Here is a 22,968-nt window from a genome sequence, read left to right as displayed (position 1 = left end):
TGTACGAGCTTAGCGGCCAGCACCAAATTAGTCAGTCTGGTTACTATTTACCCCGGTGCTTCGGCGACGACCATGGCGCTCGCCAGGCCCCCGTCGTGGCTCATCGACAGGTGCCAGGAGGCGATGCCCTTTCGCCGGGCGGCGTCGTCCACGGTGCCCGTGAGCACGATCGAGGGCGCACCGGCCTCGTCGACGCGCACCTCGCAGTCCTGCCAGTTCATGCCGGCGGGCGCTCCGAGGGCCTTGGCCACGGCCTCCTTGGCGGCGAACCGCGCGGCCAGGGAGCGGATGTGCAGCCCGCGCTCCGCGGGGACGAACAACCGTTCAATGAGCCCCGGGGTGCGCTCGACCTGCCGCCGGAACCGGTCGACGTCGACGACGTCGACCCCGATTCCGACGATCACGGCCGAGCCCGGCCCGGGGTGCTACTCAACGGTGACCGACTTGGCCAGGTTGCGCGGCTGGTCGACGTCGTAGCCCTTCGCCGAGGCCAGGGCCAGGGCGAAGATCTGCAGCGGGACGGTGGTCAGCAGCGGTGCCAGCAGGGTGGGGCTGGCCGGCACGTAGAAGACGTGCTCGGAGTAGGCCTCGACCGAGGTGTCACCCTCCTCGGCGATCACGATGGTGATGGCACCGCGGGCGCGGATCTCCTGGACGTTCGAGACCACCTTGGCGTGAAGCGAGTTCGGCGCCGAGGACGAGGGCATGACGACGACGACCGGCTGGCCCTCCTCGATCAGGGCGATCGGGCCGTGCTTCAGCTCGCCGGCGGCGAAGCCTTCGGCGTGGATGTAGGCCAGTTCCTTGAGCTTCAGGGCGCCTTCCATGGCGACCGGGAAGCCGACGTGGCGGCCCAGGAAGAGCACCGACTTGGCCCCGGACATGTCCCTGCCGAGCTGCTTGATCTTCTCGGCGTCGTCGAGGATGGCCTGGATCTTCGCCGGAACCGCGGCGAGGTCCTCCATCACCTCGGCGATCTCGTCGCGGAACTTGTTGCCGCGCAGCTGCGCCAGGTACAGGCCCAGCAGGTAGGCGGCGGTGATCTGCGCGAGGAACGCCTTGGTGGAGGCGACGGCGATCTCGGGCCCGGCGTGGGTGTAGAGCACGGCGTCGGACTCACGCGGGATGGTCGAGCCGTTGGTGTTGCAGATGGCCACGACCTTGGCGCCCTGCTCGCGGGCGTAGCGCACCGCCATCAGGGTATCCATGGTCTCCCCCGACTGCGAGATGGCCACGACGAGGGTCTTCTCGTTGACGATCGGGTCGCGGTAGCGGAACTCATGGGACAGCTCGACCTCGGTGGGAATCCGGCACCAGTGTTCGATGGCGTACTTGGCGACCTGGCCGGCGTAGGCGGAGGTGCCGCACGCCAGGACGACGATCTTGTCGACGGTGCGCAGGATGGACTCGCTGATCCTCAGCTCGTCGAGCACCAGGTTGCCGGCGGCGTCGGAGCGCCCCAGCAGGGTCTGTCCGACGGCGTCGGGCTGGTCGTGGATCTCCTTCTCCATGAAGGAGTCGTAACCGCCCTTTTCGGCCGCGGCGGCGTCCCAGTTGACGTGGAACTCGCGGCCTTCGGCGGGGGCGCCGAAGAAGTCGGTGATGGTGACCTCATCGGGGGTGATGGTGACGATCTGGTCCTGGCCGAGTTCGACGGCACGGCGGGTGAAGTCGATGAAGCCCGAGACGTCCGAGCCGAGGAAGTTCTCGCCGTCGCCGAGTCCGACGACGAGCGGGGAGTTCCGGCGGCCGGCGACGACGACGCCGGGCTGGTCCTCGTGGATGGCGAGCAGGGTGAAGGCACCCTCGAGGCGCTGGCAGGCCTCCTGCATGGCCTGGGTCAGCAAGTCGCCGGAGGCGCCGCTATCCACGAGCCCGCGGTAGATGGAGCCGATCAGGCCGGCGGCCACCTCGGTGTCGGTGTCGGAGAGAAACTCGATGCCGGTGGCTGACAGTTCGGCCTTCAGCTCGGCGAAGTTTTCGATGATGCCGTTGTGGATCACGGCGAGCCGGCCCTTGTCGGCGAGGTGCGGGTGGGCGTTCTGGTCATTGGGGCCGCCGTGGGTGGCCCAGCGGGTGTGGCCGATGCCGGTCAGCGAGCGCGGCAGCGGGGCGGCGGCGAGTTCGTCGACGAGGTTGGTGAGCTTGCCGGCCTTCTTGCGCGACTCGATGCCCGACGGCGTGAGCACGGCGACGCCGGCCGAGTCGTAGCCGCGGTATTCGAGGCGGCGGAGTCCCTCCATCACCACGTCGAGCGCTCCGTGCCGGCCGTCAGCGCCGGCCCCACCATTGACTGCAGGCACCATGGTGTCCAGTGCCTGATTTCCCTGGCCGTGGTCCCGGCCTACATAACCTACGATTCCACACATGCCCCCAAGCCTACCGGCACGGTGCGTTTGTTAATGTAAGGGCCACGGGGCAGAATCCTAAGGGTGAGCGAACGAAGCCCCGGCACCCAGCAGGCGAACGGCGCCGAAACCTTCACCCCGTTCGTCGAGCTCGACCGGCCGATGTGGTCGCGCCTCTCGATGGAGCTGCAGTCCCCGCTCACCGTCGAGGACGCCCAGCGGCTCCGCGGCCTGGGCGATGTCCTCAGCCTTGAGGAGATCCGCGAGGTGTATCTTCCCTTGTCACGGCTGTTGAACCTGTACGTGGCCGCCGCCGGGGAACTGCATGCCGCAACCACCACCTTTCTCGGGGAGAAGACCACCCGCACCCCGTTCGTGATCGGGGTGGCCGGCTCGGTGGCGGTGGGCAAGTCCACCACGGCCCGGGTGCTGCAGGAGCTGCTGCGGCGCTGGCCCGACACCCCCAATGTGGAATTGGTCACTACCGACGGCTTCCTCTACCCCAATGCCGAGCTCGAGCGCCGCGGCCTGATGCAGCGCAAGGGCTTCCCGGAGTCCTACGACCGCCGCCGGCTGCTGCGTTTCGTCAGCGAGGTCAAGAGCGGCGCCGAGGAAGTCCGCGCTCCCTGGTACTCGCACCTTTCCTACGACATCGTCCCGGGCCGGGAGGTCGTGGTCCGCCGCCCCGACGTGCTGATCGTCGAGGGGCTCAACGTCCTGGCCCCGGCACGGCCGCGGGCGGACGGGCGCACCGGGCTGGCGGTGAGCGACTTCTTCGACTTCTCGATCTATGTCGACGCGAAGACCTCGTACATCGAGGAGTGGTACATCCAGCGGTTCCAGTCGCTGCGCAGCGGCGCGTTCGCCAACCCCGAGTCCTATTTCCACCGCTACGCGGACCTGACGGATGACGAAGCCCACACCACCGCCCGGGGCATCTGGAAGCGCATCAACGAACCGAACCTGATCATGAACGTCCTGCCCACCCGCGGCAGGGCGCAGCTGGTGCTCACCAAGGAAGCCGATCATTCGATCCGGCGGATGCTGCTGCGGAAGACGTGAGGGCACCCGGTCAGCGGCGGGCAGGGGCCGGCCCGATGGCCGCGGCCGCCGTCCTCGCCGCCCTCCTCACCGGCTGCGCCGGAGGACCCGACGGCTCCGGCGCAGGGGCGCCGGCCTCAACTGCGGCGGAACTTCCGGCACCCGCGCAGCGCAGCCCCGCAGCGGCGCCCGCGAAGGAGGGCACGCAGGCCGCCTCCGCGGCACCGGCCAAAGCCGATCCGGACGAGGCTGAGTCAGACAAGGCGCATTCCGACCCGGCCTCACCCGGCGTCGTGGTGAACAAGCGCCGCCCGCTGTCACCGCAGGACTTCGTCCCGCCGAAGCTTGTGGTTCCTCGGGTCGAGCGCACCGTGGCCGCCGAGCGGGTGCGCCTGCGCCCCGACGCGGCTGCGGCGGTGGAGAAGATGTTCGCGGCTGCGGCGGCCGACGGCGTGGGGCTCACCCTGGTCAGCGGGTACCGCTCATTCGAGGAGCAGGCGGCGACCTATAACCACTGGGTGGGCCAGTACGGAGACAAGGCGCAGGCGGACGAGGTGTCGGCGCGCGCGGGCCATTCCGAACACCAAACCGGGCTGGCCTTCGACATCGGCCAGACCGACGGCACCTGCACGCTGGTGCTGTGCTTCCGGGACACCGAAGCCGCCCGGTGGACCGCAAAGCATGCCGCCCGGTACGGCTTCATCCTGCGCTACCCGCAGGGACACCACGAGGTCACCGGGTTCTCGGCCGAATCCTGGCACTTCCGCTACGTGGGACCGGAGATCGCCGGGGCGATGCAGGCGGCGGGCACCGCGACCCTCGAGGAGCATTTCGGCCTTCCGCCCGCGCCGGGCTATTAGCATCCGGCGGACCGGTGCTGACCACCCGGCGCCGGGCGCCGTGCTGAGGCCCTCTTAGACGGCGGGGGCCGGCTGGAGGGCAAGCCGGGTGCGGACCGTCTCGGCCAGCTCCCCGGCGATGCGCTGAGCGGTGTCCATGTCGGCGGCTTCTACCATTACCCGCACCACCGGTTCGGTGCCGGAGGGACGCAGCAGCACCCGGCCGGTCTCGCCGAGCACCTCCTGGGCCTCGCGGACGGCCTGCTGAACACCGGTGTCGGTCTTGACGGCGGCCCGGTCGACGCCCTTGACGTTGGTCAGCACCTGCGGAAGCTTGGTCATCACCCCGGCGAGATCCTTGAGGCTCCGACCGGTGGCAGCGACCTGAGCGGCAAGCTGGAGCCCGGTCAGGACGCCGTCGCCGGTGGTGGCGTAGTCGGCGAAGATGACGTGGCCCGACTGTTCCCCACCGAGGCTGTAGCCGCCGTCGCGCATCTCCTCGAGGACGTACCGGTCCCCCACCCCGGTCTCGCGGATGGTGATACCGGCCTCGCGCAGAGCCAGCTTCAGCCCCAGGTTGCTCATCACGGTGGCCACAAGGGTGCTGTCGACCAGCCGGCCGGCGTCATTCATGGCGATGGCCATCACGGCCATGATCTGGTCGCCGTCCACCACGGTGCCCTCGTGGTCGACCGCGAGGCAGCGGTCGGCGTCGCCGTCGTGGGCGATGCCAAGGTCCGCACCGTGTTCGAGCACGGCGGCCTGGAGGCGTTCCATGTGGGTGGAACCGTAGCCGTCGTTGATGTTGTTGCCGTCGGGGTCGGCCCCGATGACGACGATTTCCGCACCGGCGTTGGAGAAGACCTCCGGGGAGCAGCCGCTGGCCGCGCCGTGGGCGCAGTCGAGGACCACCTTGAGCCCGTCGAGGCGGTGCGGAAGGGTCTGGAGAAGGTGCACGACGTAGCGGTCCTCGGCGTCGGCGAAGCGCCGGATCCGTCCGACGTCGGCGCCTACGGGCCGCGGCTGGGGCTTCGCGAGCTCCGCTTCGATGGCCTCCTCGAGGGCGTCGTCGAGCTTCTGCCCGCCTCGGGCGAGGAACTTGATGCCGTTATCGGGTGCGGGGTTGTGCGAGGCGGAGATCATCACACCGAAGTCGGCGTCGAGGTCGGCCACGAGGAAGGCCGCGGCGGGCGTGGGGAGCACCCCGGCGTCGTAGACGTCGATGCCGGAGCTGGCGAGCCCCGCCTCAATGGCCGCGGCGATGAACTCCCCGCTGATCCGGGGGTCCCGGGCAATGACCGCGGTGGGCCTGCGCCCGCCTTCGACCGCGTTGTGGCCGAGCACCACGGCAGCCGCCTGGGCAAGCTGCAGGGAGAGTTCCGCCGTGATCAGGCCATTGGCCAGTCCACGGACGCCGTCGGTACCAAATAATCTGCTCATCGCTGTACATCCTAGGTGAGAAACGGTGGCAACGGCCCGCAGGCTTGCCCACGCTGGGTTAAAGCGCAGCGCCCGCCCGGCAGGCCGGACGGGCGCTGATGATGCTTGGAACGAAGCGGAAAAGACTAGCGCTTCGAGTACTGCGGTGCCTTGCGGGCCTTCTTGAGACCGGCCTTCTTGCGCTCGATGACACGGGCGTCGCGGGTCAGGAAGCCGGCCTTCTTCAGGGCCGGGCGGTTGTTCTCGCGGTCAATCTCGTTGAGCGCACGGGCAACGCCGAGGCGCAGTGCGCCGGCCTGACCGGAGGCGCCGCCGCCGTGGATGCGGGCGATGACGTCGTAGGCGCCGTCAAGCTCGAGGAGCTTGAACGGGTCGTTGACTTCCTGCTGGTGCAGCTTGTTCGGGAAGTAGTCGCTGAGCTCGCGCCCGTTGACGACCCACTTGCCCGTGCCGGGCACGAGGCGGACGCGGGCGATGGCTTCCTTGCGTCGTCCAACAGCGCCGCCGCCGACGGTGAGCGCGGGGCGCTCCCGGACGGGGGTCTCGCTGGCGTCGGTTGACTCTGAGGTGTAGCTGGTGAGCTCCTCAGCCGGTTCGTTCAGCTCTTCAGTGTTCTGAGCCACGGTTCTCCTTGAATTAATTTCTTAGTGTGTGGTGGCCAGGACTACTGGGCGACCTGGGTGATTTCGAAGGCCTTGGGCTGCTGGGCAGCGTGCGGGTGCTCGGCACCGCGGTAGACCTTCAGTTTGGACAGCTGCTGGGCAGCCAGGGAGTTCTTGGGAAGCATGCCCCTGATGGCCTTCTCAACCGCGCGCTCCGGGTTCTTCTCCAGGAGTTCGGCGTAGTTGGTGGACTTCAGGCCGCCCGGGAAACCCGAGTGGCGGTAGGCGCGCTTCTGCTCGAGCTTGGCGCCGGTGAGGGCAACCTTGTCGGCGTTGATGATGATGACGAAATCGCCCATATCCATATGGGGTGCAAAGGTCGGCTTGTGCTTTCCGCGCAGCAGTGTTGCGGTCTGGCTGGCAAGACGGCCTAGGACAACGTCAGTGGCGTCAATGACGTGCCACTGGCGGGAGATGTCGCCTGGCTTCGGGGTGTACGTACGCACGGTGTTGGCCTTCGTTTCTTGTTCGGTGACGCCTGCGCCCGCGGGTCGAACCGCGTCCACAAGCTCAGCTTATTCATGCGTTACCGGAACTTCAGGTGAGGGCTGAAATGCAACCAGTTATCCCGGAAACCTCGGCTGCTCCCCCGGGCCAGGTGGTTCTGCAACTGAACCGCTCCGGAAGGCGCAGACGTATCGAGTTGGGATACGCACAACGACTACCAAGATTAGCGCGGGGCAGGGCCTCAGGTCAAAAGCGGCCGGCCGGCCCTCCCAGCGCAGTCTCTTCAGACCCAACCGCATCTTCTGCGCATCCTCGGCGCATCCTTCCCGCAGGAAACATGCAGGACATTCACAGGAGTATCAGGGTTCCCACAGGATCAGCACAGATCCCACTATAAGGACGGATTCGGTTGCTAGCTTGTGATCAGAGCTGGCGCTGGGCCAGCCGCAGCCACGGGCAATCCGTCCACGGTTCGTCCTGAAATTCCAAGGAGTTAGTCATGCTCGCACTCTTCGCAACGGTCTCAACTGTCCTTCACACCGCCAAGGCCCGCCTCGCCAACGAGGAAAAGGGCGCCACCATGGTGGAGTACGGCCTGATGGTCGCCCTCATCGCCGTCGTCGTCGCCGTTGGCGCGTTGACTCTGGGCGAGACGGTCCGGGACCTGTTCACCAACCTCGACTTCACGCCGGAAGGCAATGCTGGCTAATTGAACGGCTCCGGCGGCTTCGGGCCGCCGGAGCCGTTTGCATTAGTCGACATATCGGGCAACGAGGGGCGGGCATGAGAAGACAGGATGGTGAGCGCGGCGCAGTCGCCGTCGAGTTGGCGTTCGTCCTGCCATTACTCCTACTGATCCTCATTGGGTCGATTGAATACGGCCGCGTGTTCTTCATTCAAAACTCCCTCACCCACGCGGCTCGAGAAGGTGCGCGCAATGGCGCGGTCCACTGGAACGATCCGCCGCCGCGGCTTGATGTCGAAGGTGCGGCCCTTCGAGGGACGGTTCTTGAAGACCTTCCCGTGGTCGTTGAGTCCGATGTGGACGACTGCGCGCCAGGCGACAACATAACGGTCACTACAACCGTCACGCTCGAATCGATGTCCGGTTTTCTTGGCCCGGGCCTGTTTCCCATTGATCTCCAAGGCCAGGCGGTTATGCGATGCGGCGGATAACAAAGTTCAGCTCATCAGTGCGGGGCTCGGGATTGTCCATTGACTCAGAGGGCGGGGCGGTCTCAATCCTGGTCGCTGTCCTGCTTATTGCACTCTTGGGGGTTGCCGCTCTCGCCGTGGACGTCGGAGCCGTCTACTGGGAGAAAGCACAGCTTCAGAGCGGCGCCGATGCCGCAGCGTTGGCTATCGCCGGCGACTGTGCTGCCGGCACGCCCGGCGCGTGCGATGACGGCAACACTGCCGCCACTGGGCAGTTTTTTGCCGACCGCAACGCCAACGATGATTCGACCGGAGTTACTTCGGCCGTCGACCCGACGGCTGGGCGGGTCCGCATCGAAACGAATGCCCGGGATGCGGGCACCGGAGAGAATCGCTTCTCGTTGTTTTTTGCTCGGGCGCTGGGTATCGAGTCAACGCTAGTCACCGCGTCAGCCGAGGCGGTCTGGGGGGCCCCGAGCGGCGGCACCACGCTTCCTTGGACAATAAGCCAGTGCGTCTTCCAGCGGTCGTTGAGTCCAGCGCAACTCGCCCAATTCAACTCCACCGGCAACTTCGAGGGAGACCCCACCCCCACCCACATCCTGCTGCGGTATAACAACACCGCTGATTTTCCCGGCTGCGGGCGCGAAAACGGGGACATCCCCGGCGGATTCGGCTGGCTCGACATGGACGGTACCGGCTGCTCCGCCCGCGTGAACATCGGCACCCGTGAAGCGGGAAGCGATCCTGGTGTCTCCTTCCCTCGGGCCCGCTGTGAAGCCACCCTGTCCACGATCATGGGCGAGCCCGTCCTTATACCCATCTACACCAACTCGACGCTGTCGGGATCCCGGGCCACCTACACCCTAGGAGGGTTCGCTGCCTTCCAGATCACCGGATACAAATTCAGCGGCGGGTCCGATCTCAGGGTTATCGATCCCCTCGCACCACCTTGCGAAGGGGGGGCTTGCCGCGGTATCCAAGGGTTTTTCACCCGCTTCGTCTCGCTCGAAGAGGGCATGACGGTGACGCCAGGAGGGCAAAATTACGGCACCTCGATCGTCTCGCTCTCGCGATGAGGAGACATGACCACGGGGAGCGTCAGGCCACTCTCAACATTGAATTACCAAGTGCACGAGTAATCAGCGAAACAAGGAGCAGCACACAGTGAAATCGCGCTTGATCGGAGGGGTCGCTGCGCTTCTCCTAGCGGTCGTCGGCACGGCCCTCCTAGTGATCTACGTGAAGGGCGCTGATACCCGTGCGCTCCAGGGAGTTGAGCCCACTGAGGTCCTCGTGGTGCAGGAACAGGTACCCGCGGGAACCCCGGTCAGCGAGCTGAGCGCGTTCCTGCAGGCAGAAGCGCTCCCGCAGTCAGCTGTGCCCAAAGATTCACTGAACACACTCGAGGGGCAGGATGGAAAAATCACGGCTGCCGACCTGATGCCGGGCGAACAACTACTCGCCGCACGCTTGGTTGCTCCCGAACAGTTCTCGCCCGGCACGGTGCCCGTCCCCCAAGGACTTGAGGAGGTGACCATCCTGCTCGCGCCCGAGCGGATGCTGGCCGGCCGGCTGAAGGCCGGTGACTCCGTGGGCTTGTATGTTTCCGGTGAACTCAAGGAGGAGGCTCCAGTCTTCGACCGGCTGCCCGCGGAGATGACCGGGTTCAAGCAGCACACCAACCTAAGTCTGCAGAATGTCCTAGTGACTGCCGTGCAGCAGGCGGCACCTGAGACCGAGGGCTCCCAGAATGGTGAAGGCGTGGCGATGCCCAACGGTTCAGCCTTTGTCACCTTCGCCCTGAACGACATGAACGCCGGTCGGGTGATTTTCGGAGCCGAATTCGGCACGATCTGGTTGACAAAGGAGACCGACACCTCCGAAGAGGCTGACCCGCCAATCATTACCATCCCAGAGGTCCTCAAATGAGTCGATTCGTCACAGTTACAGCGGTGCGTGACTTCGAGAGCCGCGTCCGCCAGGCCATCACCGGAGTGATGCACGGCGACCTCCAGACACTCCCTCCCGAAGTCCTATCCACAGGCCCTGACGGAATCCTGCAGCAGGTGGGCGGTGTGCCTCCGGAGGTCCTGATCCTCGGGCCGGGCATCAACCCGGATGACGCGCTGCAGCTTGCCCTTGTCTTCGATCTTCAGTTCCCTGAAACGAGTCTCGTTCTCGTAGCGCCCCCCAACCCTGACCTCGTCCTGGCCGCAATGCGTGCCGGAGTCCGAGATGTTGTGGCCTCAGATATCGAAGTAGACGCCCTGCGGGTGCTCCTTGAGCGCTGCTGTCTCTCAGCAGGCAGCAGACGTCGCGGGCTGTCCCTCGGCTCCGAGCCGGACCACGGCAAAGGCCGGGTAATTGCGGTCATGTCTCCGAAAGGCGGCGTTGGGAAGACAACTGTGGCAACGAACCTTGCGATCGGGTTGGGAAAGATCGCTCCAATGGGGGTCGTCCTCGTTGACCTCGATCTGCAGTTCGGTGATGTCGCCACCGGGCTATTGCTCGAACCCGAGCACTCCATTACCGAAGCAGTCCACGGGCCGGCCGCCCAGGACTCAATGGTGCTCAAGGCGTTTCTCACAGTGCATCCGGCCGGGGTCTACGCGCTGTGCGCACCGCGCACGCCTGCCGAATCGGACTACATCACGGCAGAGCACGTTACGAGACTGCTCGCACAGCTCGCGAGCCAGTTCCAGTATGTCGTCGTCGACACGGCTCCCGGACTCGGTGAGCACTGCCTGGCAACGTTGGATCAGGCGACCGACGGTGTCTGGGTGTGCGGGATGGACGTCCCAAGCGTGCGTGGCCTGCATAAGTGTCTCGACGTCCTGCGCGAACTTCAGCTCCTGCCACGGGATCGGCACGTCGTCCTCAACTTCGCCGACCGGAGAAGCGGGATCTCTGTGCAGGACGTCGAGGCCACCTTGGGCGTGCCGGTGGATGTGGTAGTCCCTCGGTCGCGCACGCTGCCCTTCTCGACCAATAGGGGCATTCCCGTCCTTCAGGGCACCGCCCGCGACGCGGCAACCAAGGGGTTCCAGGACCTCGTTGATCGATTTCGCCCCCAGGACGGATCAAAGCGCAAACAGCATCGGCGGGTGGTCGTGTCATGAGGCTGTCGGAGCGCATGAAGGCAGTGCACGGCGTTGGCGTAGAGCCGACCAACCAAAAGGCGGATCCCTCAGAAGAGGTTGACGACGCTCCCGCCTTCGTTCCGCCGGTAACGCCTCCTTCCGCGCCTCCAGCGTCACCACTTTCATCCTTGAAGGCGCCACCGGTAGCACCGACTGTGGACGCATTGGCCGGGCTGAAAGCACGTGCAGCAGAGGCACTCTTCGCTCGAATGGGGTCCCGATTCAGCGACTCTTCTGTATCGGAAGAAGAGCTGCGGGTCACCGCCCGTGACGAACTATCCGCCGTCATCGATGAGGAACAGGTCCCGCTATCTCCGGAGGAACGGCGTCGCCTGATCCGGGAGATCGCGGACGAGGTGATGGGCTATGGTCCCATTCAGCGGATGCTTGAAGACCCATCCATCACCGAGATCATGGTGAACCGGTTCGACCAGATTTACGTCGAGCGAAACGGACATCTCTCCCTGACCGATGGCAAATTCAGTTCCGACGACCATCTACGAAAGGTCATCGAGCGGATTGTCTCCAAGGTCGGGCGAAGGATCGACGAATCGTCACCTCTCGTGGACGCTCGGCTCGAGGATGGCTCGCGCGTCAACGCAATCATTCCACCCCTGGCGGTGAACGGGCCGTCCCTCACCATCCGAAAATTCAGCCACGTGCCCATCACCGTGCAGAATCTCATTCAGTGGGGTTCCCTGACTCCGGAGATGGCCGAACTCCTCAGCGCGTGCGTCCGGGCACGCCTCAACATCATTGTCTCGGGTGGCACGGGCACCGGAAAAACCACGATGTTGAACGTTGTCTCGTCGTTCATCCCCGAGAACGACCGGATTGTCACGATCGAGGATGCGGTCGAGCTTCAGCTCCAGCAACAGCATGTCGTCCGCCTCGAGAGCCGCCCGGCCAATATCGAGGGAAAAGGTGCAATCGGCATCCGCGAACTGCTGCGCAATTCACTCCGTATGAGGCCGGATCGCATCATCGTCGGTGAAGTCCGCGGGGGTGAATCGCTGGACATGCTTCAAGCAATGAACACTGGACACGATGGGTCATTGTCGACGGTTCACGCAAACTCACCCCGCGATGCCATTGCACGGCTTGAGACGCTCGTATTGATGGCAGGAATGGACCTCCCGCTGAGGGCCATCCGCGAGCAGATTGCCTCGGCCGTCGATCTGATCATCCAGCTCACCCGCATGCGGGATGGAAGCCGTCGCGTTACGCATGTCACGGAAGTTCAGGGGATGGAAGGAGAGGTGGTAACCCTCCAGGACGCTTTCCTCTTTGACTACTCGGCCGGCATGGACCAGCAAGGCCGTTTCCTGGGTAAACCTATCGCCACGGGAGTGCGGCCACGGTTCCTCGATCGCTTCGAGGAACTGGGCATCCATGTGTCGCCAAATGTATTTGCCACGCCGTCGGGCCCGATGGGGCGACGATGACCGTGGACAGCCCTGTTCTCTTTTTCACCGCAGTCGGCATGTGTTCCGCTGCGCTGTTCCTAGTGTTCGTCGTGGTTCTGAAGCCCCGTCAAAGCGCAATCCCCCTCCACCGCCGCCGGCCGTCTACCGCCCCCGAGCTTTCGGTCTTCAGCCGCGTCACTGAATCGACTGTCACCGCCGTAGACGGCGTCATCGGCGAAAAAGGCGGATTGTTCAACAAGGAAACGTTGTATAACGCGGGGATTAAGGCATCGCCTGCCGAGGTCACCGTTTTTGTTGTCGCCGCTTCCGTCGTCAGCGGCGTCGTGACGGGCGTGTTCATCCACCCTGCGGTAAGCCTCTTCTCAGCCCTCGCAACTCCATTTCTTGCGAAATTTCTGCTCAATGTACGCACCAACAGGCGCAGGATGAAGTTCGATTCCCAACTGCCCGACACCATCCAGACGTTGATTGGTGGACTCCGCGCCGGTCACAGCGTCATGCGCTCAATCGATGCGGTAGCAGTGGATGCAGACTCCCCAACGTCCGAGGAACTTGCCCGGATCATCAATGAAACCCGGATTGGAAAGGACGCAGAGCAGGCGATTGAAGACGCCGCCCGTCGGATGGCCAGCGAGGACTTCGAGTGGATCGCTCAGGCAATTCAGATCCACCGCGAGGTCGGAGGCGATCTTGCGGAGGTCCTGGAACATGTGGCCGAAACCATCCGAGAGCGAAGCGAGATCAAAGGAATGATTCGATCGCTCAGCGCAGAGGGAGTTATGTCCGCCTACATCCTGATGGGCCTCCCCGTAGCGATCGCGGTGCTGTTCCGCTTCATTAACCCGACTTACATGGTGGTGCTTATCGAGCATCCTATAGGCATTGCCATGATTGCCTTAAGTGTGATCATGTACGCGATAGGCGGCTTCTGGCTGAGCCGCATGATCAAAATCAAATTTTGAGGTACCGATAAATGACTTTCTCGGTTTGGGCATCTATTGCCTTGATAGTTTTTCCGCTGTCCTATCTAGTCTGGACTTTGTTTTCCACCGACCGCGCAGCGGCTATGGCGATCAAAGCGAATCTCTCGAATGGGATCGGCGGACCCGACGGGCAATCGCAGGCTCCTACCCCAGTTCTCATCGACATAGTTCGCAAGGCCACACCTACCGCTTACATCGCCAGGCTGGATGGGCTTCTCGCCTTCGCCGGGCGCCCCAGGTCGATGCCCCTCGATAAGGTACTGGCCATCAAGCCAACTCTCGGCCTCGCTGGTGCGGCGCTTGGACTTCTGCTGTACAGCAATAATGCGGGCGCGCAGATGGTGCTTCTTGGGCTTTTTATCACGGCGCTGTTCTACTTTATGCCTGACCTGCTGATCTACAACTCGGCAGTAAAGCGCCAGCAGGCCATCGAGCAGGAGCTGCCGGACACTCTGGACCAGATGCTCATCTCGGTGGAGGCGGGGCTCGGTTTCGAAACCGCCATGGCTCGGGCCGGACAGAATGGCAAAGGTCCTCTGGCGGAGGAAATTGTCCGAACGCTTCAGGATATTCAGGTCGGAAGGCCCCGCCGCGAGGCCTACCAATCCATGGCCGAGCGGTCTACGGTCGATGACCTCAAGAGCTTCGTGCGTGCCGTAGTGCAGGCGGACAAATATGGGATCGGGATCTCAACAGTCCTGAAAACCCAAGCAAAGCAATCAAGGGTGAAGCGCCGCCAACGCGCCGAGGAAAAGGCAATGAAGCTCCCTGTCAAAACTCTCTTCCCGCTGATCCTTTTCATCTTTCCGGTGATGTTTATCGTCATGCTTGGCCCGGCCGCGATCAACATCATGAGAACTTTCGGATAATCCTGCGCCGGACCGTTCAACGAATCTCGCACCACAGTAATACCGCAGTTTTTGCGAAGTATCGGCTTTCCACACACTCTTCCATGGACTTCGAAAGTAGCCTTAGAGAGTGGCAACATCACCGTACGATTCCAGCCAGGACAGCCAAGGCGCTGCCCGCCCCGAGCAGACCTCCGCCGGTCGCCCCGATGCGGGCGATGCCGGCGCTGCACCTCTGCTGGATCTCACGGTTTTGGAAGAGCTCGGGCAGGAGCTCGAGGATATTGCCACCGTCCGGGCCTTCGTGAGCGATTACGTGGCGTTCTGGGACGAGCGCATCCACCGCCTCACCTCGTCCCTGGCCGATGAGGATTCCAAAGCGGCCCTTGAGGCCGTCGTCAACCTTCGGGCCGTCTCCACCATGGTCGGCGCACCCCGACTGTCGGCTCTGGCCTCCCGGATCGAAGGCTTCCTCCGCTGCTTCCAGCTCCGCGAGGCGATCGGCGCTCTGCCCGCACTGGAGCGGTGCGGACGGGATACCGTCGTGGAGCTGCGCACCACCTACCTGCTCACCACCGGCTGCCTGTAGCGGCGACGGCCGGAAACCCCTCCAGCTCCCGCAACCGCCACGCTCGGGCGCAGCTTCGTAAACGGGCGGAAGTAGATCGGGAGGCCACGTGCCACCTTATACTCTAAGCATGCTGATCACGCGCCTCAACCGTGGCCTCTCCGCCCAGCCGTCCACCTCCAAGCAGTGCGGAGGCCACCTGTGAGCGGCGGTCTCTTCGCCCTGTTCGACGACGTCGCAGCCATTGCCCGCATTGCGGCCGCCTCGGTGGATGACGTCGCTGCGGGGGCCGCCAAGGCGGGGACCAAGGCCGCCGGCGTGGTGATCGACGACGCCGCCGTCACCCCGCAGTACGTCTCCGGGTCGGATCCATCGCGCGAACTGCCGATGATCAAGCGGATCTTCTGGGGCTCACTGCGCAACAAGCTGTTGATCATCCTGCCGGCGCTGCTGCTGATCAGCACCTTCATCCCGGCGGTCATCCCCTTCATCCTCATGCTGGGCGGAACCTACCTGTGCTACGAGGGTGCCGAAAAGGTCTGGCACAAGATCCGCGGGCACCACGAGGCCAAAGAATCGCCGGTGGTGGAACGGGGCCCGGAGGCGGAGGCCAAGGTCACCAAGGGGGCCATCACCACAGACTTCATCCTCTCCTGCGAAATCATGGTCATCTCGCTGAATGAGGTGGCCAATGAGTCGATATGGGCGCGGGCGATCATCCTGGTTGTGGTGGCGCTGGCGATCACGGTGCTCGTGTACGGCGCCGTCGGGCTCATCGTCAAGATGGACGACATCGGCCTGCACCTGACCAAGAAGGACTCCGCGGGCGCCAAGCGCATCGGCGAGCTGCTCGTCAAGGGCATGCCCGCCGTGCTGGCCGCGATCACCTTCATCGGGACGATCGCCATGCTCTGGGTCGGCGGACACATCATGCTGCAGGGCGCCTACGACCTCGGCTGGCACGCCCCGTACGACTTGGTCCACGCCCTTGAGCACCCGTTCGCGGAAATCGCGGTGGTCGGCAGCTTCCTGGTCTGGCTGGTCAACACCCTGTGCTCGGCCGTCCTCGGACTCGCCTGGGGCCTTGTCGTGATGGCGGTCGTGCACCCGCTGATGAAGGTGCTGCCGTTCGGCAAGAAGAAGGGCGGGCACGAAGAGGGCGACGTCCGCGCCGCCCTCTCCGGTTACCGGCCGGACAAGCACGACGCCGATTCGGCCTCCTAGGTCCCATCCGGCGGGTGGCACCCCTTGACGCCACCTGCCCCTGGGATCACTGATCCAAGGGCGCTTCACCGTTGCGGGGGTAGCCGGTCAACGCCGCACCCGATAGCGCAGGTGAAGCACCCGGTTGCCCTGAATCACCTCGTCAGGTTCCTCCAACAGGTGCTGCGTGTGGACCGGCCCGAAGTAGCGCCTCCCGGACCCGAGCACGACGGGTACGACGTCCATGCGCACCTCGTCGACCAGGCCCGCGGCAAGCGCCTGCCCCCCGACGTCCCCGGCGGCGACCTCGACGATGCGGTTCCCCGCAAGCTCCTGCGCCCTGGCCACGGCTGCCTCGACGCCGTCGACGAAGTGAAACGGCGCCGCCGGATCCCAGCCCTCGGGCGCCGGCCGGTGCGTCACGACGACCACGTGGTCGATTCCGCTCGGGGGCTTCCCGCCCCAGCCGTCCGTCATGTCGAAGACCCGGCGGCCGGCGACAGTCACCCCGATCTGGTTCCAGTACGCCCTGGTGTAGTCGTAGGACGTCTGCGATACCTTCAACTCGCCGCTTTCGTCCAGCGGCACGTCACCGCTGAGCAACCAGTCGAACAGCGGTCCGGGCTGGTCGTTCTCGTCCGCGATGAAGCCGTCTACCGACACCGAGCTGTACATAACTACTTTGCCCATGGGCACTCCTCTGCTTCCGCCCACAGTATTGCCGACGCTCCGCCCCGCGTACACCCCGCGTCGTGCAGAGCCTGCATGCCGCTTTAGGGCTGCTCGGGCGTCAGCCGGTACCCCACGCCACGTACCGTCTGGAACCAGCGGGGGTTCCGGGGGTCTTCGCACAGCTTCCGCCGGATGTTCCCCATGTGGACCTCGATGGCCCGCTCGTCGGAATCGCTGATGTAGGTCGATGCTCCGGGCGCCTCTCCCCGGACCACCTTCACCAGGTCGGCCTTCGTTCGAACGGCGCCCCGTCCCAGCAGGAGCGCGTGGAGAAGGTCGAACTCGCTGCGGGTCAGGGACAGTTCGGCGCCGTCCACCGAGACGGTCCGCGCATGGTGGTCGAGCACCAGCCCGTTGTGCCGCAGCACATTGATGGTGCTCATCCGCGCACTCCTGGGGCCGCCGGAACCGGGGACCAGTCCGGTGGGCCCGCCGCCCATCAGGGGGGCGCCGCCGGCACCGGACCGGGGCCGACGCATCATCGCCGCGACCCGGGCCCGCAGCTCGCGCGGCCGGAAGGGCTTGGTGAGGTAGTCATCGGCCCCCGATTGAAGGCCCATCAGGGCATCGAGTTCATCGGCGCGCGAGGTCAGGATGACGACGTAGCAGTCGCTGAAGGCGCGTACCCGGCGCAGCACCTCGTAACCGTCGATGTCGGGCAGGCCAAGGTCGACGGTGACCACGATCGGCTCCACCTCGCGGACCAGGCGGACGCCGTCGCGGCCAGTCGGCGCAGCATGGACCTCGAATCCTGATTGCCGCAGCACGGCGCTCAGCAGGTTCCGGACATCGTCGTCGTCCTCAATAACGACCGCCACCCCAGGATCGTTCATAACGCCTTCCGCCTTCAGTCCAGTGATGCGCCTCGCATTCGGGTCTTACCGCGGCCCACACCTCGCAGGACCCCCGCTGAATAGGACAATAGTAACCCTCGTCACTCCTGTACCAACAGGAGTGATAATGATGGTTGATCCAACGACAGGGGAAAGTTGATTTACCTACGGAATCCCAGGACCGAAGCCAGTGCCAGCGGGCCCCGCCGGCAGGTGTCGACCCATGCCTGACGCCGCACCGGGGGCCGTCCTCGCGCTCGTGTACGCCGTCGCGGGCAGTCTCACCGCCTACCGGATGTTTCCCCTGGCGGCGCGGGATCCACGGACTGTGCTTCCCGGCCGCTGGCGGTGGCCCGTCGCCGTCCTCACCGGCCTGTTCTGCGCCCTCGGCGCCCTGAAGGCCGAAGCACCGACGGAGGTCCTGCTGTACCTCGTGCTGCCCGTCTTCGGGGTGCTGCTCGCGGCGATCGACCTGCGCTCCAAGCTCCTGCCGAACGCACTACTGCTCCCGTTCCTCGCCGTCACGGGAATGGCCCTGCTCGTCGCGGCGATTGAGGGCGGCTGGCGGCCGCTTGTTGGCGCGCTGCTCGGCGGCGCCGTGATGTTCCTGTTCTACCTGCTGCTGGCGTTCATCTCCCCCGCCGGCATGGGCATGGGTGACGTGAAGCTTGCGGGAGTCCTGGGTCTCTACGGCGGCTACGTCGGCGTCGAAGCCTGGCTGGCGGCACTGCTGGGCGGGTTCATCTTCGGGGGCCTGGCGGGCATCGCCCTGTTGCTCTCGGGCCGAGGCACCCGCAATACCAGCTTTCCCTTCGGCCCCGGCATGATCCTGGCAGCCGCCGTGGCGGTGCTGTTCCTTGACGGGCCGCTCTAAGGCCTTCCTGCCGGCTTACGCTCCGCCAGCAGCTTCGCGCGGCTCCTCAGCGGCCCGGCGGGCGCGGGTCAGCTCCGCCCGCAGGCCAAGCTCCTCGACGCCGGGGTAGGCCACTTCCTCAAGCACCAGCGGGTGCGGGGGCGCCAGCACGGAACGGGCGTCCTTCACCCGGGCGGCGAGGCGCTCGGCGATCCAGGTGACCGGCAGTTCACCGCTTCCCACCCGCAGGGTGGAGCCGACGAGGGCCCTCACCATGTTGTGGCAGAACGCATCGGCCTGGACGGTGACCTCGATCATTCCGTCGGGCCGCCGCCGGTAGGCAAAGCGCTGCAGTTCGCGCACCGTGGTGGCGCCCTCGCGCGGCTTGCAGAACGCCCGGAAGTCCTGGAGGCCGGTCAGCTGCGCGGCGCCGGCGTTGAGCAGCTCCACGTCCAGGTCCCCCGGATACCAGAGCACCGTGCGGCGGGCGAGGGGGTCGCGTTCGACGCGGGCGTCGGCGATGGTGTAGCTGTAGCGGCGCCAAAGCGCCGAGAAGCGGGCGTCGAAGCCCTCCGGCGCCTGGTCGGCCTTCTTAACGACGACGGCCGGGATGGAATTCTTGATCGAGCGTCCCCGCCCGGTGAGCTGATCGGAGAGGACCCGGTTCACGGTGCCGCCCAGGCGCCGTGTCAGGGCCTCCCCCGGCGCGACGTCCTTCCCCCGGCCGATGCCGTGCCACTCCCCCGGTGTCAGGTCGACGTGGGCCACCTGGCCGCGCGCGTGGACGCCGGCGTCGGTGCGGCCGGCCACCGTGAGGCGGGCGGTGCGCCGCAGCAGCGTGAAGAGGGCCTCCTCGAGGACCCCCTGCACGGTGACGTGGCCCGGCTGGAGGGCCCATCCGGCGAAGGGGGCGCCGTCGTAGGCGATATCGAGCCGGACACGCAGAAGCCCGCCGGACCCCTCGGGTCCGGCGGGCAACTGATCATTCACGAACGTATTCAACCAGCTTCGGCGAAGTTACTTCTTGGCCTCGGGGGCTTCGGCGTCGTCGGACGCTGCGGCCTCGTCGGTGGAGGAAGCGGTGTCGGCGGGCTCTGCAGCCTCGGTCGACTCCGCGGGTGCTTCGGTCTCGGTCGCCTCGACAGTCTCGGCGGTCTCGGTCGCCTCGACGGTCTCGGCGGACTCGACCGGCGCTGCGGTCTCCTCTGCCGGAGCCGCGGGGGCTGCCTTGGCCTGCTCGGCCTCGGCTACGACTGCCTGCTTGGCGGACAGCGGCTCAAGGACCAGCTCGATGACAGCCATGGGAGCGTTGTCGCCCTTGCGGTTGCCGATCTTCGTGATGCGGGTGTAGCCGCCCTCGCGGTTGGCGACGGCCGGTGCGATCTCAGTGAAGAGCTCGTGAACGATGCTCTTGCTGCTGATGACGCCCAGGACGCGGCGGCGCGAGGCGAGGTCGCCCTTCTTGGCGAAGGTGACGAGGCGCTCGGCGTAGGGGCGGAGCCGCTTCGCCTTGGTGACCGTGGTGGTGATGCGCTTGTGCTCGAACAGCGAGGCGGCCAGGTTGGCGAGCATCAGGCGTTCGTGCGCCGGACCGCCTCCGAGGCGTGGGCCCTTAGTGGGTGTGGGCATGGTTATTTCTCCTCATAGTGGACCTGACCGCCGCCGGGCGGCGGTCAGGCAGTTAGCGTATTAGAGCTCTTCGTCGCCGTAGGCGGCGTCGTCCTCTTCGATGGCAGCGGCGCGGGCGGCAAGGTCGAACCCGGGAGGGGAATCCTTCAGGGACAGACCGAGCTCAACGAGCTTCGCCTTGACCTCGTCGATGGACTTCGCGCCGAAGTTGCGGATGTCCATCAGGTCGGCCTCGGAGCGGGCAACGAGTTCACCCACGGAGTGGATGCCCTCACGCTTGAGGCAGTTGTAGGAGCGGACCGTCAGCTCGAGATCCTCGATCGGCAGCGCCATGTCGGCGGCCAGGGCCGCGTCCGTGGGCGAGGGACCGATCTCGATGCCTTCGGCCGCGATGTTCAGTTCGCGGGCCAGCCCGAACAGCTCCACCAGGGTGGTGCCTGCCGACGCGACGGCGTCGCGGGGGGCGATGGCGTCCTTGGTTTCGACGTCGACGATCAGGCGGTCGAAGTCGGTGCGCTGCTCAACACGGGTCGCCTCGACGCGGAAGGTGACCTTCAGGACCGGCGAGTAGATGGAGTCGACCGGGATGCGGCCGATCTCCGAGTCACCGGACTTGTTCTGGGAGGCCGAGACATAGCCGCGCCCGCGCTCGATGGTCAGCTCGAGCTCGAACTTGCCCTTGGAGTTCAGGGTGGCGATGTGCAGGTCGGGGTTGTGGAACTCCACACCGGCCGGCGGTGCGATGTCTGCCGCGGTGACAACACCGGGGCCCTGCTTGCGCAGGTACGCCACGACGGGCTCGTCGTGCTCGGAGGAGACCGCGAGGTTCTTGATGTTCAGGATGATCTCGGTGACGTCTTCCTTAACACCGGGAACCGTCGTGAATTCGTGAAGCACTCCATCGATGCGGATGCTTGTGACAGCTGCACCGGGGATGGAGGACAGGAGGGTACGGCGGAGCGAGTTGCCGAGGGTGTAGCCGAAGCCCGGCTCGAGGGGCTCGATCACGAACCGCGAGCGGTTGTCGGCGACTACTTCTTCAGTCAGGGTGGGGCGCTGTGCAATAAGCACGTACATTTCCTTTCAGGGTGCATCCGCTATATGACGCAACACAAATGGTGGAAAGGGATAGCTGATGAGCCGGCTCAAAAGCCTTGGATAACGGCACCGAACCGCCCTGCGGCAGCTCAGGGCTGCTGCAAGGCGGTACGGTGGCCGAAAAGCCGATTAGACGCGGCGGCGCTTCGGGGGGCGGCAGCCGTTGTGGGCGCTGGGGGTGACGTCCGAGATGGAGCCGACCTCCAGGCCGGTGGCCTGCAGCGAGCGAATTGCGGTTTCGCGTCCGGATCCCGGGCCCTTGACGAAGACGTCGACCTTGCGGACGCCGTGCTCCTGAGCGCGCTTCGCGGCGGCTTCAGCAGCCAGCTGCGCAGCGAACGGGGTGGACTTGCGTGAGCCCTTGAACCCAACCTCACCGGCGGAGGCCCAGGAGATGACTGCTCCACTGGGGTCCGTGATCGAGACGATGGTGTTGTTGAAGGTGCTCTTGATGTGCGCCTGGCCGAGCGCGATATTCTTCTTATCCTTGCGACGCGGCTTGCGCACCGCTCCACGAGTCTTGGGGGGCATTACTTCTCCTACGAAGGTATTGGGTAAAGCATTGGGTCGGACGAGATCCCGCTGGAGCCCGCTGAACAGGGGCCTCCGCTGGCGAGGGTCCCCTGGCGTGACGAGCGCTAGCGAGTCACGTTAGGGAGCCAGTGGGGATCTAGCGGCCGGCCTTCTTCTTGCCTGCGACGGTGCGCTTCGGGCCCTTGCGGGTACGAGCGTTGGTCTTCGTGCGCTGTCCACGCACGGGAAGGCCGCGGCGGTGCCGGATGCCTTCGTAGCTGCCGATTTCGACCTTGCGGCGGATGTCGGCTGCGACCTCGCGCCGGAGGTCGCCCTCAACCTTGAAGTTTCCTTCAACGTAGTCGCGGAGCTGGACGAGCTCTGCATCGGTGAGGTCCTTCACGCGGGTGTTGGGGCTGATGCCCGTATCCGCGATCGTCTTCTCTGCACGGGTCTTGCCCACGCCGTAGATGTAAGTAAGCGCGATGACTACCCGCTTTTCGCGGGGGATGTCTACGCCAGCGAGACGTGCCATAGAGGCTGTTCTCCTTTGGTGATACCGGAGGTCTGAGCCAAAGCGTACCCGGAAGGTTTTCCGGTCCCCGGCCTCCGTACCGGGGGTGTGCACTGCGCGGATGCGCGGTGCTGCTTTGCCTTAATGAACTGAACTACGCGTGGGGTCGACCTCTAGGAGGCTGATTAACCCTGGCGCTGCTTGTGGCGCGGGTTTTCGCAGATGACGAGAACGTTGCCCTTGCGGCGAACCACCTGGCACTTTTCACAGATCCGCTTCACGCTCGGGTTGACCTTCATGGTTTTCCTTCGAGTTGATTCTTATTTGTAGCGGTAGACAATACGGCCCCGGGTGAGGTCGTACGGGCTGAGTTCCACTACTACCCGGTCCTCAGGAAGGATTCGAATGTAGTGCTGGCGCATCTTTCCCGAGATGTGGGCGAGAACAATGTGACCGTTGGCCAACTCAACGCGGAACATCGCGTTGGGCAGCGCCTCGTTCACAGTGCCTTCAATCTCAATGACACCGTCTTTCTTGGCCATATCCTCCGCTAACGTCGATGCCCACCGCTTGCACGGTGGACGGGTTTGGGTTTTGCTTGTCTGATCCTGCCGCGGCGACGGCTCGTGAGCCGGCGGACCGCCCGGCCCGAAATGGGCACAAAAAGCACAGACAACCAACAGACAACAGTA

The 22,968-nt window shown here is 65.2% G+C and carries 27 protein-coding genes; 13 read left to right on the top strand and 14 right to left on the bottom strand.

Features of this window, described 5'->3' with window-relative positions; genetic code table 11:
* Positions 1–47 precede the first annotated feature (47 nt).
* Together E2F48_RS10845 and glmS are read right to left on the bottom strand one after the other, a co-directional pair.
* A complete protein-coding gene (locus tag E2F48_RS10845; RefSeq protein WP_133403959.1) occupies positions 48–404 on the bottom strand; it encodes a holo-ACP synthase in 357 nt (118 codons plus the stop codon).
* Positions 405–425: 21 nt separating this feature from the next.
* Positions 426–2,369, bottom strand: a complete 1,944-nt coding sequence (glmS, locus tag E2F48_RS10840) for a glutamine--fructose-6-phosphate transaminase (isomerizing) (RefSeq protein ID WP_133403958.1) — start codon at positions 2,367–2,369, stop codon at positions 426–428.
* 63 nt (positions 2,370–2,432) lie between these two features.
* Here glmS and coaA point away from each other — a divergent pair, with 63 nt between their 5' ends.
* Positions 2,433–3,410, top strand: coding sequence for a type I pantothenate kinase (gene coaA / locus E2F48_RS10835; RefSeq protein ID WP_133403957.1), 978 nt, complete (start codon positions 2,433–2,435; stop codon positions 3,408–3,410).
* Positions 3,407–4,249 carry a M15 family metallopeptidase gene (locus tag E2F48_RS10830; RefSeq protein ID WP_246018829.1) on the top strand — a complete coding sequence of 281 codons (843 nt, stop codon included), beginning with the start codon at positions 3,407–3,409 and terminating at the stop codon, positions 4,247–4,249. The genes coaA and E2F48_RS10830 overlap by 4 nt, the downstream gene beginning before the upstream one ends.
* A gap of 54 nt (positions 4,250–4,303) precedes the next feature.
* Here the strand turns inward: E2F48_RS10830 and glmM are convergent, their stop codons facing one another.
* The 3 genes from glmM to rplM all read right to left on the bottom strand — a co-directional run bounded on the left by glmM (position 4,304) and on the right by rplM (position 6,776).
* The gene (gene glmM, locus E2F48_RS10825) at positions 4,304–5,668 is read right to left on the bottom strand and encodes a phosphoglucosamine mutase (protein WP_133403956.1); all 1,365 of its coding nucleotides are present in this window, start codon (positions 5,666–5,668) and stop codon (positions 4,304–4,306) included.
* 125 nt (positions 5,669–5,793) lie between these two features.
* Positions 5,794–6,291 (bottom strand): 30S ribosomal protein S9, encoded by a 498-nt coding sequence (gene rpsI / locus E2F48_RS10820; protein ID WP_133403955.1) that lies wholly within the window; start codon positions 6,289–6,291, stop codon positions 5,794–5,796.
* Positions 6,292–6,332: 41 nt separating this feature from the next.
* Positions 6,333–6,776 (bottom strand): 50S ribosomal protein L13, encoded by a 444-nt coding sequence (gene rplM, locus E2F48_RS10815; protein ID WP_120164801.1) that lies wholly within the window; start codon positions 6,774–6,776, stop codon positions 6,333–6,335.
* Positions 6,777–7,276: 500 nt separating this feature from the next.
* Here rplM and E2F48_RS10810 point away from each other — a divergent pair, with 500 nt between their 5' ends.
* The 10 genes from E2F48_RS10810 to E2F48_RS10765 all read left to right on the top strand — a co-directional run bounded on the left by E2F48_RS10810 (position 7,277) and on the right by E2F48_RS10765 (position 16,125).
* Positions 7,277–7,486, top strand: a complete 210-nt coding sequence (locus E2F48_RS10810) for a Flp family type IVb pilin (protein ID WP_133403954.1) — start codon at positions 7,277–7,279, stop codon at positions 7,484–7,486.
* Positions 7,487–7,560: 74 nt separating this feature from the next.
* Positions 7,561–7,953, top strand: a complete 393-nt coding sequence (locus tag E2F48_RS10805; protein ID WP_133403953.1) for a TadE/TadG family type IV pilus assembly protein — start codon at positions 7,561–7,563, stop codon at positions 7,951–7,953.
* Positions 7,941–9,011 carry a pilus assembly protein TadG-related protein gene (locus E2F48_RS10800; RefSeq protein ID WP_133403952.1) on the top strand — a complete coding sequence of 357 codons (1,071 nt, stop codon included), beginning with the start codon at positions 7,941–7,943 and terminating at the stop codon, positions 9,009–9,011. The genes E2F48_RS10805 and E2F48_RS10800 overlap by 13 nt, the downstream gene beginning before the upstream one ends.
* Positions 9,012–9,165: 154 nt before the next feature.
* Positions 9,166–9,864: a Flp pilus assembly protein CpaB gene (gene cpaB / locus E2F48_RS10795; protein ID WP_246018821.1), complete on the top strand. Its 699-nt coding sequence runs from the start codon at positions 9,166–9,168 to the stop codon at positions 9,862–9,864.
* A complete protein-coding gene (locus E2F48_RS10790; RefSeq protein ID WP_133403950.1) occupies positions 9,861–11,054 on the top strand; it encodes a CpaE/TadZ family protein in 1,194 nt (397 codons plus the stop codon). The genes cpaB and E2F48_RS10790 overlap by 4 nt, the downstream gene beginning before the upstream one ends.
* Positions 11,051–12,520: a TadA family conjugal transfer-associated ATPase gene (locus E2F48_RS10785; RefSeq protein ID WP_133403949.1), complete on the top strand. Its 1,470-nt coding sequence runs from the start codon at positions 11,051–11,053 to the stop codon at positions 12,518–12,520. Before E2F48_RS10790 ends, E2F48_RS10785 begins: the two co-directional genes overlap by 4 nt.
* A complete protein-coding gene (locus E2F48_RS10780) occupies positions 12,517–13,464 on the top strand; it encodes a type II secretion system F family protein (RefSeq protein ID WP_246018813.1) in 948 nt (315 codons plus the stop codon). The genes E2F48_RS10785 and E2F48_RS10780 overlap by 4 nt, the downstream gene beginning before the upstream one ends.
* Before the next feature lie 11 nt (positions 13,465–13,475).
* Positions 13,476–14,354 carry a type II secretion system F family protein gene (locus E2F48_RS10775; protein WP_133403948.1) on the top strand — a complete coding sequence of 293 codons (879 nt, stop codon included), beginning with the start codon at positions 13,476–13,478 and terminating at the stop codon, positions 14,352–14,354.
* A 109-nt stretch (positions 14,355–14,463) separates the two neighbouring features.
* Positions 14,464–14,922: an Hpt domain-containing protein gene (locus tag E2F48_RS10770; RefSeq protein ID WP_133403947.1), complete on the top strand. Its 459-nt coding sequence runs from the start codon at positions 14,464–14,466 to the stop codon at positions 14,920–14,922.
* A gap of 180 nt (positions 14,923–15,102) precedes the next feature.
* Positions 15,103–16,125 (top strand): DUF808 domain-containing protein, encoded by a 1,023-nt coding sequence (locus E2F48_RS10765; protein WP_133403946.1) that lies wholly within the window; start codon positions 15,103–15,105, stop codon positions 16,123–16,125.
* An 87-nt stretch (positions 16,126–16,212) separates the two neighbouring features.
* Here E2F48_RS10765 and E2F48_RS10760 read toward each other — a convergent pair whose 3' ends face one another.
* On the bottom strand, positions 16,213–16,794 hold the full coding sequence (locus tag E2F48_RS10760; protein ID WP_133403945.1) for a dihydrofolate reductase family protein: 582 nt from the start codon (positions 16,792–16,794) through the stop codon (positions 16,213–16,215).
* A gap of 83 nt (positions 16,795–16,877) precedes the next feature.
* On the bottom strand, positions 16,878–17,669 hold the full coding sequence (locus E2F48_RS10755) for a response regulator transcription factor (RefSeq protein ID WP_133403944.1): 792 nt from the start codon (positions 17,667–17,669) through the stop codon (positions 16,878–16,880).
* 223 nt (positions 17,670–17,892) lie between these two features.
* On the opposite strand from E2F48_RS10755, the gene E2F48_RS10750 reads away from it, so the two are divergent.
* Positions 17,893–18,543: a prepilin peptidase gene (locus E2F48_RS10750; RefSeq protein WP_133403943.1), complete on the top strand. Its 651-nt coding sequence runs from the start codon at positions 17,893–17,895 to the stop codon at positions 18,541–18,543.
* Positions 18,544–18,558: 15 nt separating this feature from the next.
* Here the strand turns inward: E2F48_RS10750 and truA are convergent, their stop codons facing one another.
* From truA to infA, 7 genes are all read right to left on the bottom strand, one after another.
* Positions 18,559–19,512, bottom strand: a complete 954-nt coding sequence (truA, locus tag E2F48_RS10745) for a tRNA pseudouridine(38-40) synthase TruA (RefSeq protein WP_133403942.1) — start codon at positions 19,510–19,512, stop codon at positions 18,559–18,561.
* Positions 19,513–19,539: 27 nt separating this feature from the next.
* Positions 19,540–20,151 (bottom strand): 50S ribosomal protein L17, encoded by a 612-nt coding sequence (rplQ, locus tag E2F48_RS10740; RefSeq protein ID WP_133403941.1) that lies wholly within the window; start codon positions 20,149–20,151, stop codon positions 19,540–19,542.
* A gap of 60 nt (positions 20,152–20,211) precedes the next feature.
* Positions 20,212–21,222: a DNA-directed RNA polymerase subunit alpha gene (locus E2F48_RS10735; protein ID WP_120165531.1), complete on the bottom strand. Its 1,011-nt coding sequence runs from the start codon at positions 21,220–21,222 to the stop codon at positions 20,212–20,214.
* Between the two features lie 156 nt (positions 21,223–21,378).
* Positions 21,379–21,780 (bottom strand): 30S ribosomal protein S11, encoded by a 402-nt coding sequence (gene rpsK / locus E2F48_RS10730; RefSeq protein WP_120164773.1) that lies wholly within the window; start codon positions 21,778–21,780, stop codon positions 21,379–21,381.
* A 139-nt stretch (positions 21,781–21,919) separates the two neighbouring features.
* Positions 21,920–22,297 carry a 30S ribosomal protein S13 gene (gene rpsM / locus E2F48_RS10725; RefSeq protein ID WP_120164771.1) on the bottom strand — a complete coding sequence of 126 codons (378 nt, stop codon included), beginning with the start codon at positions 22,295–22,297 and terminating at the stop codon, positions 21,920–21,922.
* A gap of 164 nt (positions 22,298–22,461) precedes the next feature.
* Positions 22,462–22,575: a 50S ribosomal protein L36 gene (rpmJ, locus tag E2F48_RS10720; protein WP_043440658.1), complete on the bottom strand. Its 114-nt coding sequence runs from the start codon at positions 22,573–22,575 to the stop codon at positions 22,462–22,464.
* Positions 22,576–22,596: 21 nt separating this feature from the next.
* A complete protein-coding gene (gene infA / locus E2F48_RS10715) occupies positions 22,597–22,818 on the bottom strand; it encodes a translation initiation factor IF-1 (RefSeq protein WP_019481515.1) in 222 nt (73 codons plus the stop codon).
* Positions 22,819–22,968: the final 150 nt, after the last annotated feature.

The sequence above is a fragment of the Arthrobacter crusticola genome, assembly GCF_004357995.1.
GTDB lineage: Bacteria > Actinomycetota > Actinomycetes > Actinomycetales > Micrococcaceae > Arthrobacter_D > Arthrobacter_D crusticola.
This window is presented reverse-complemented; position numbering and strand designations above follow the sequence as displayed.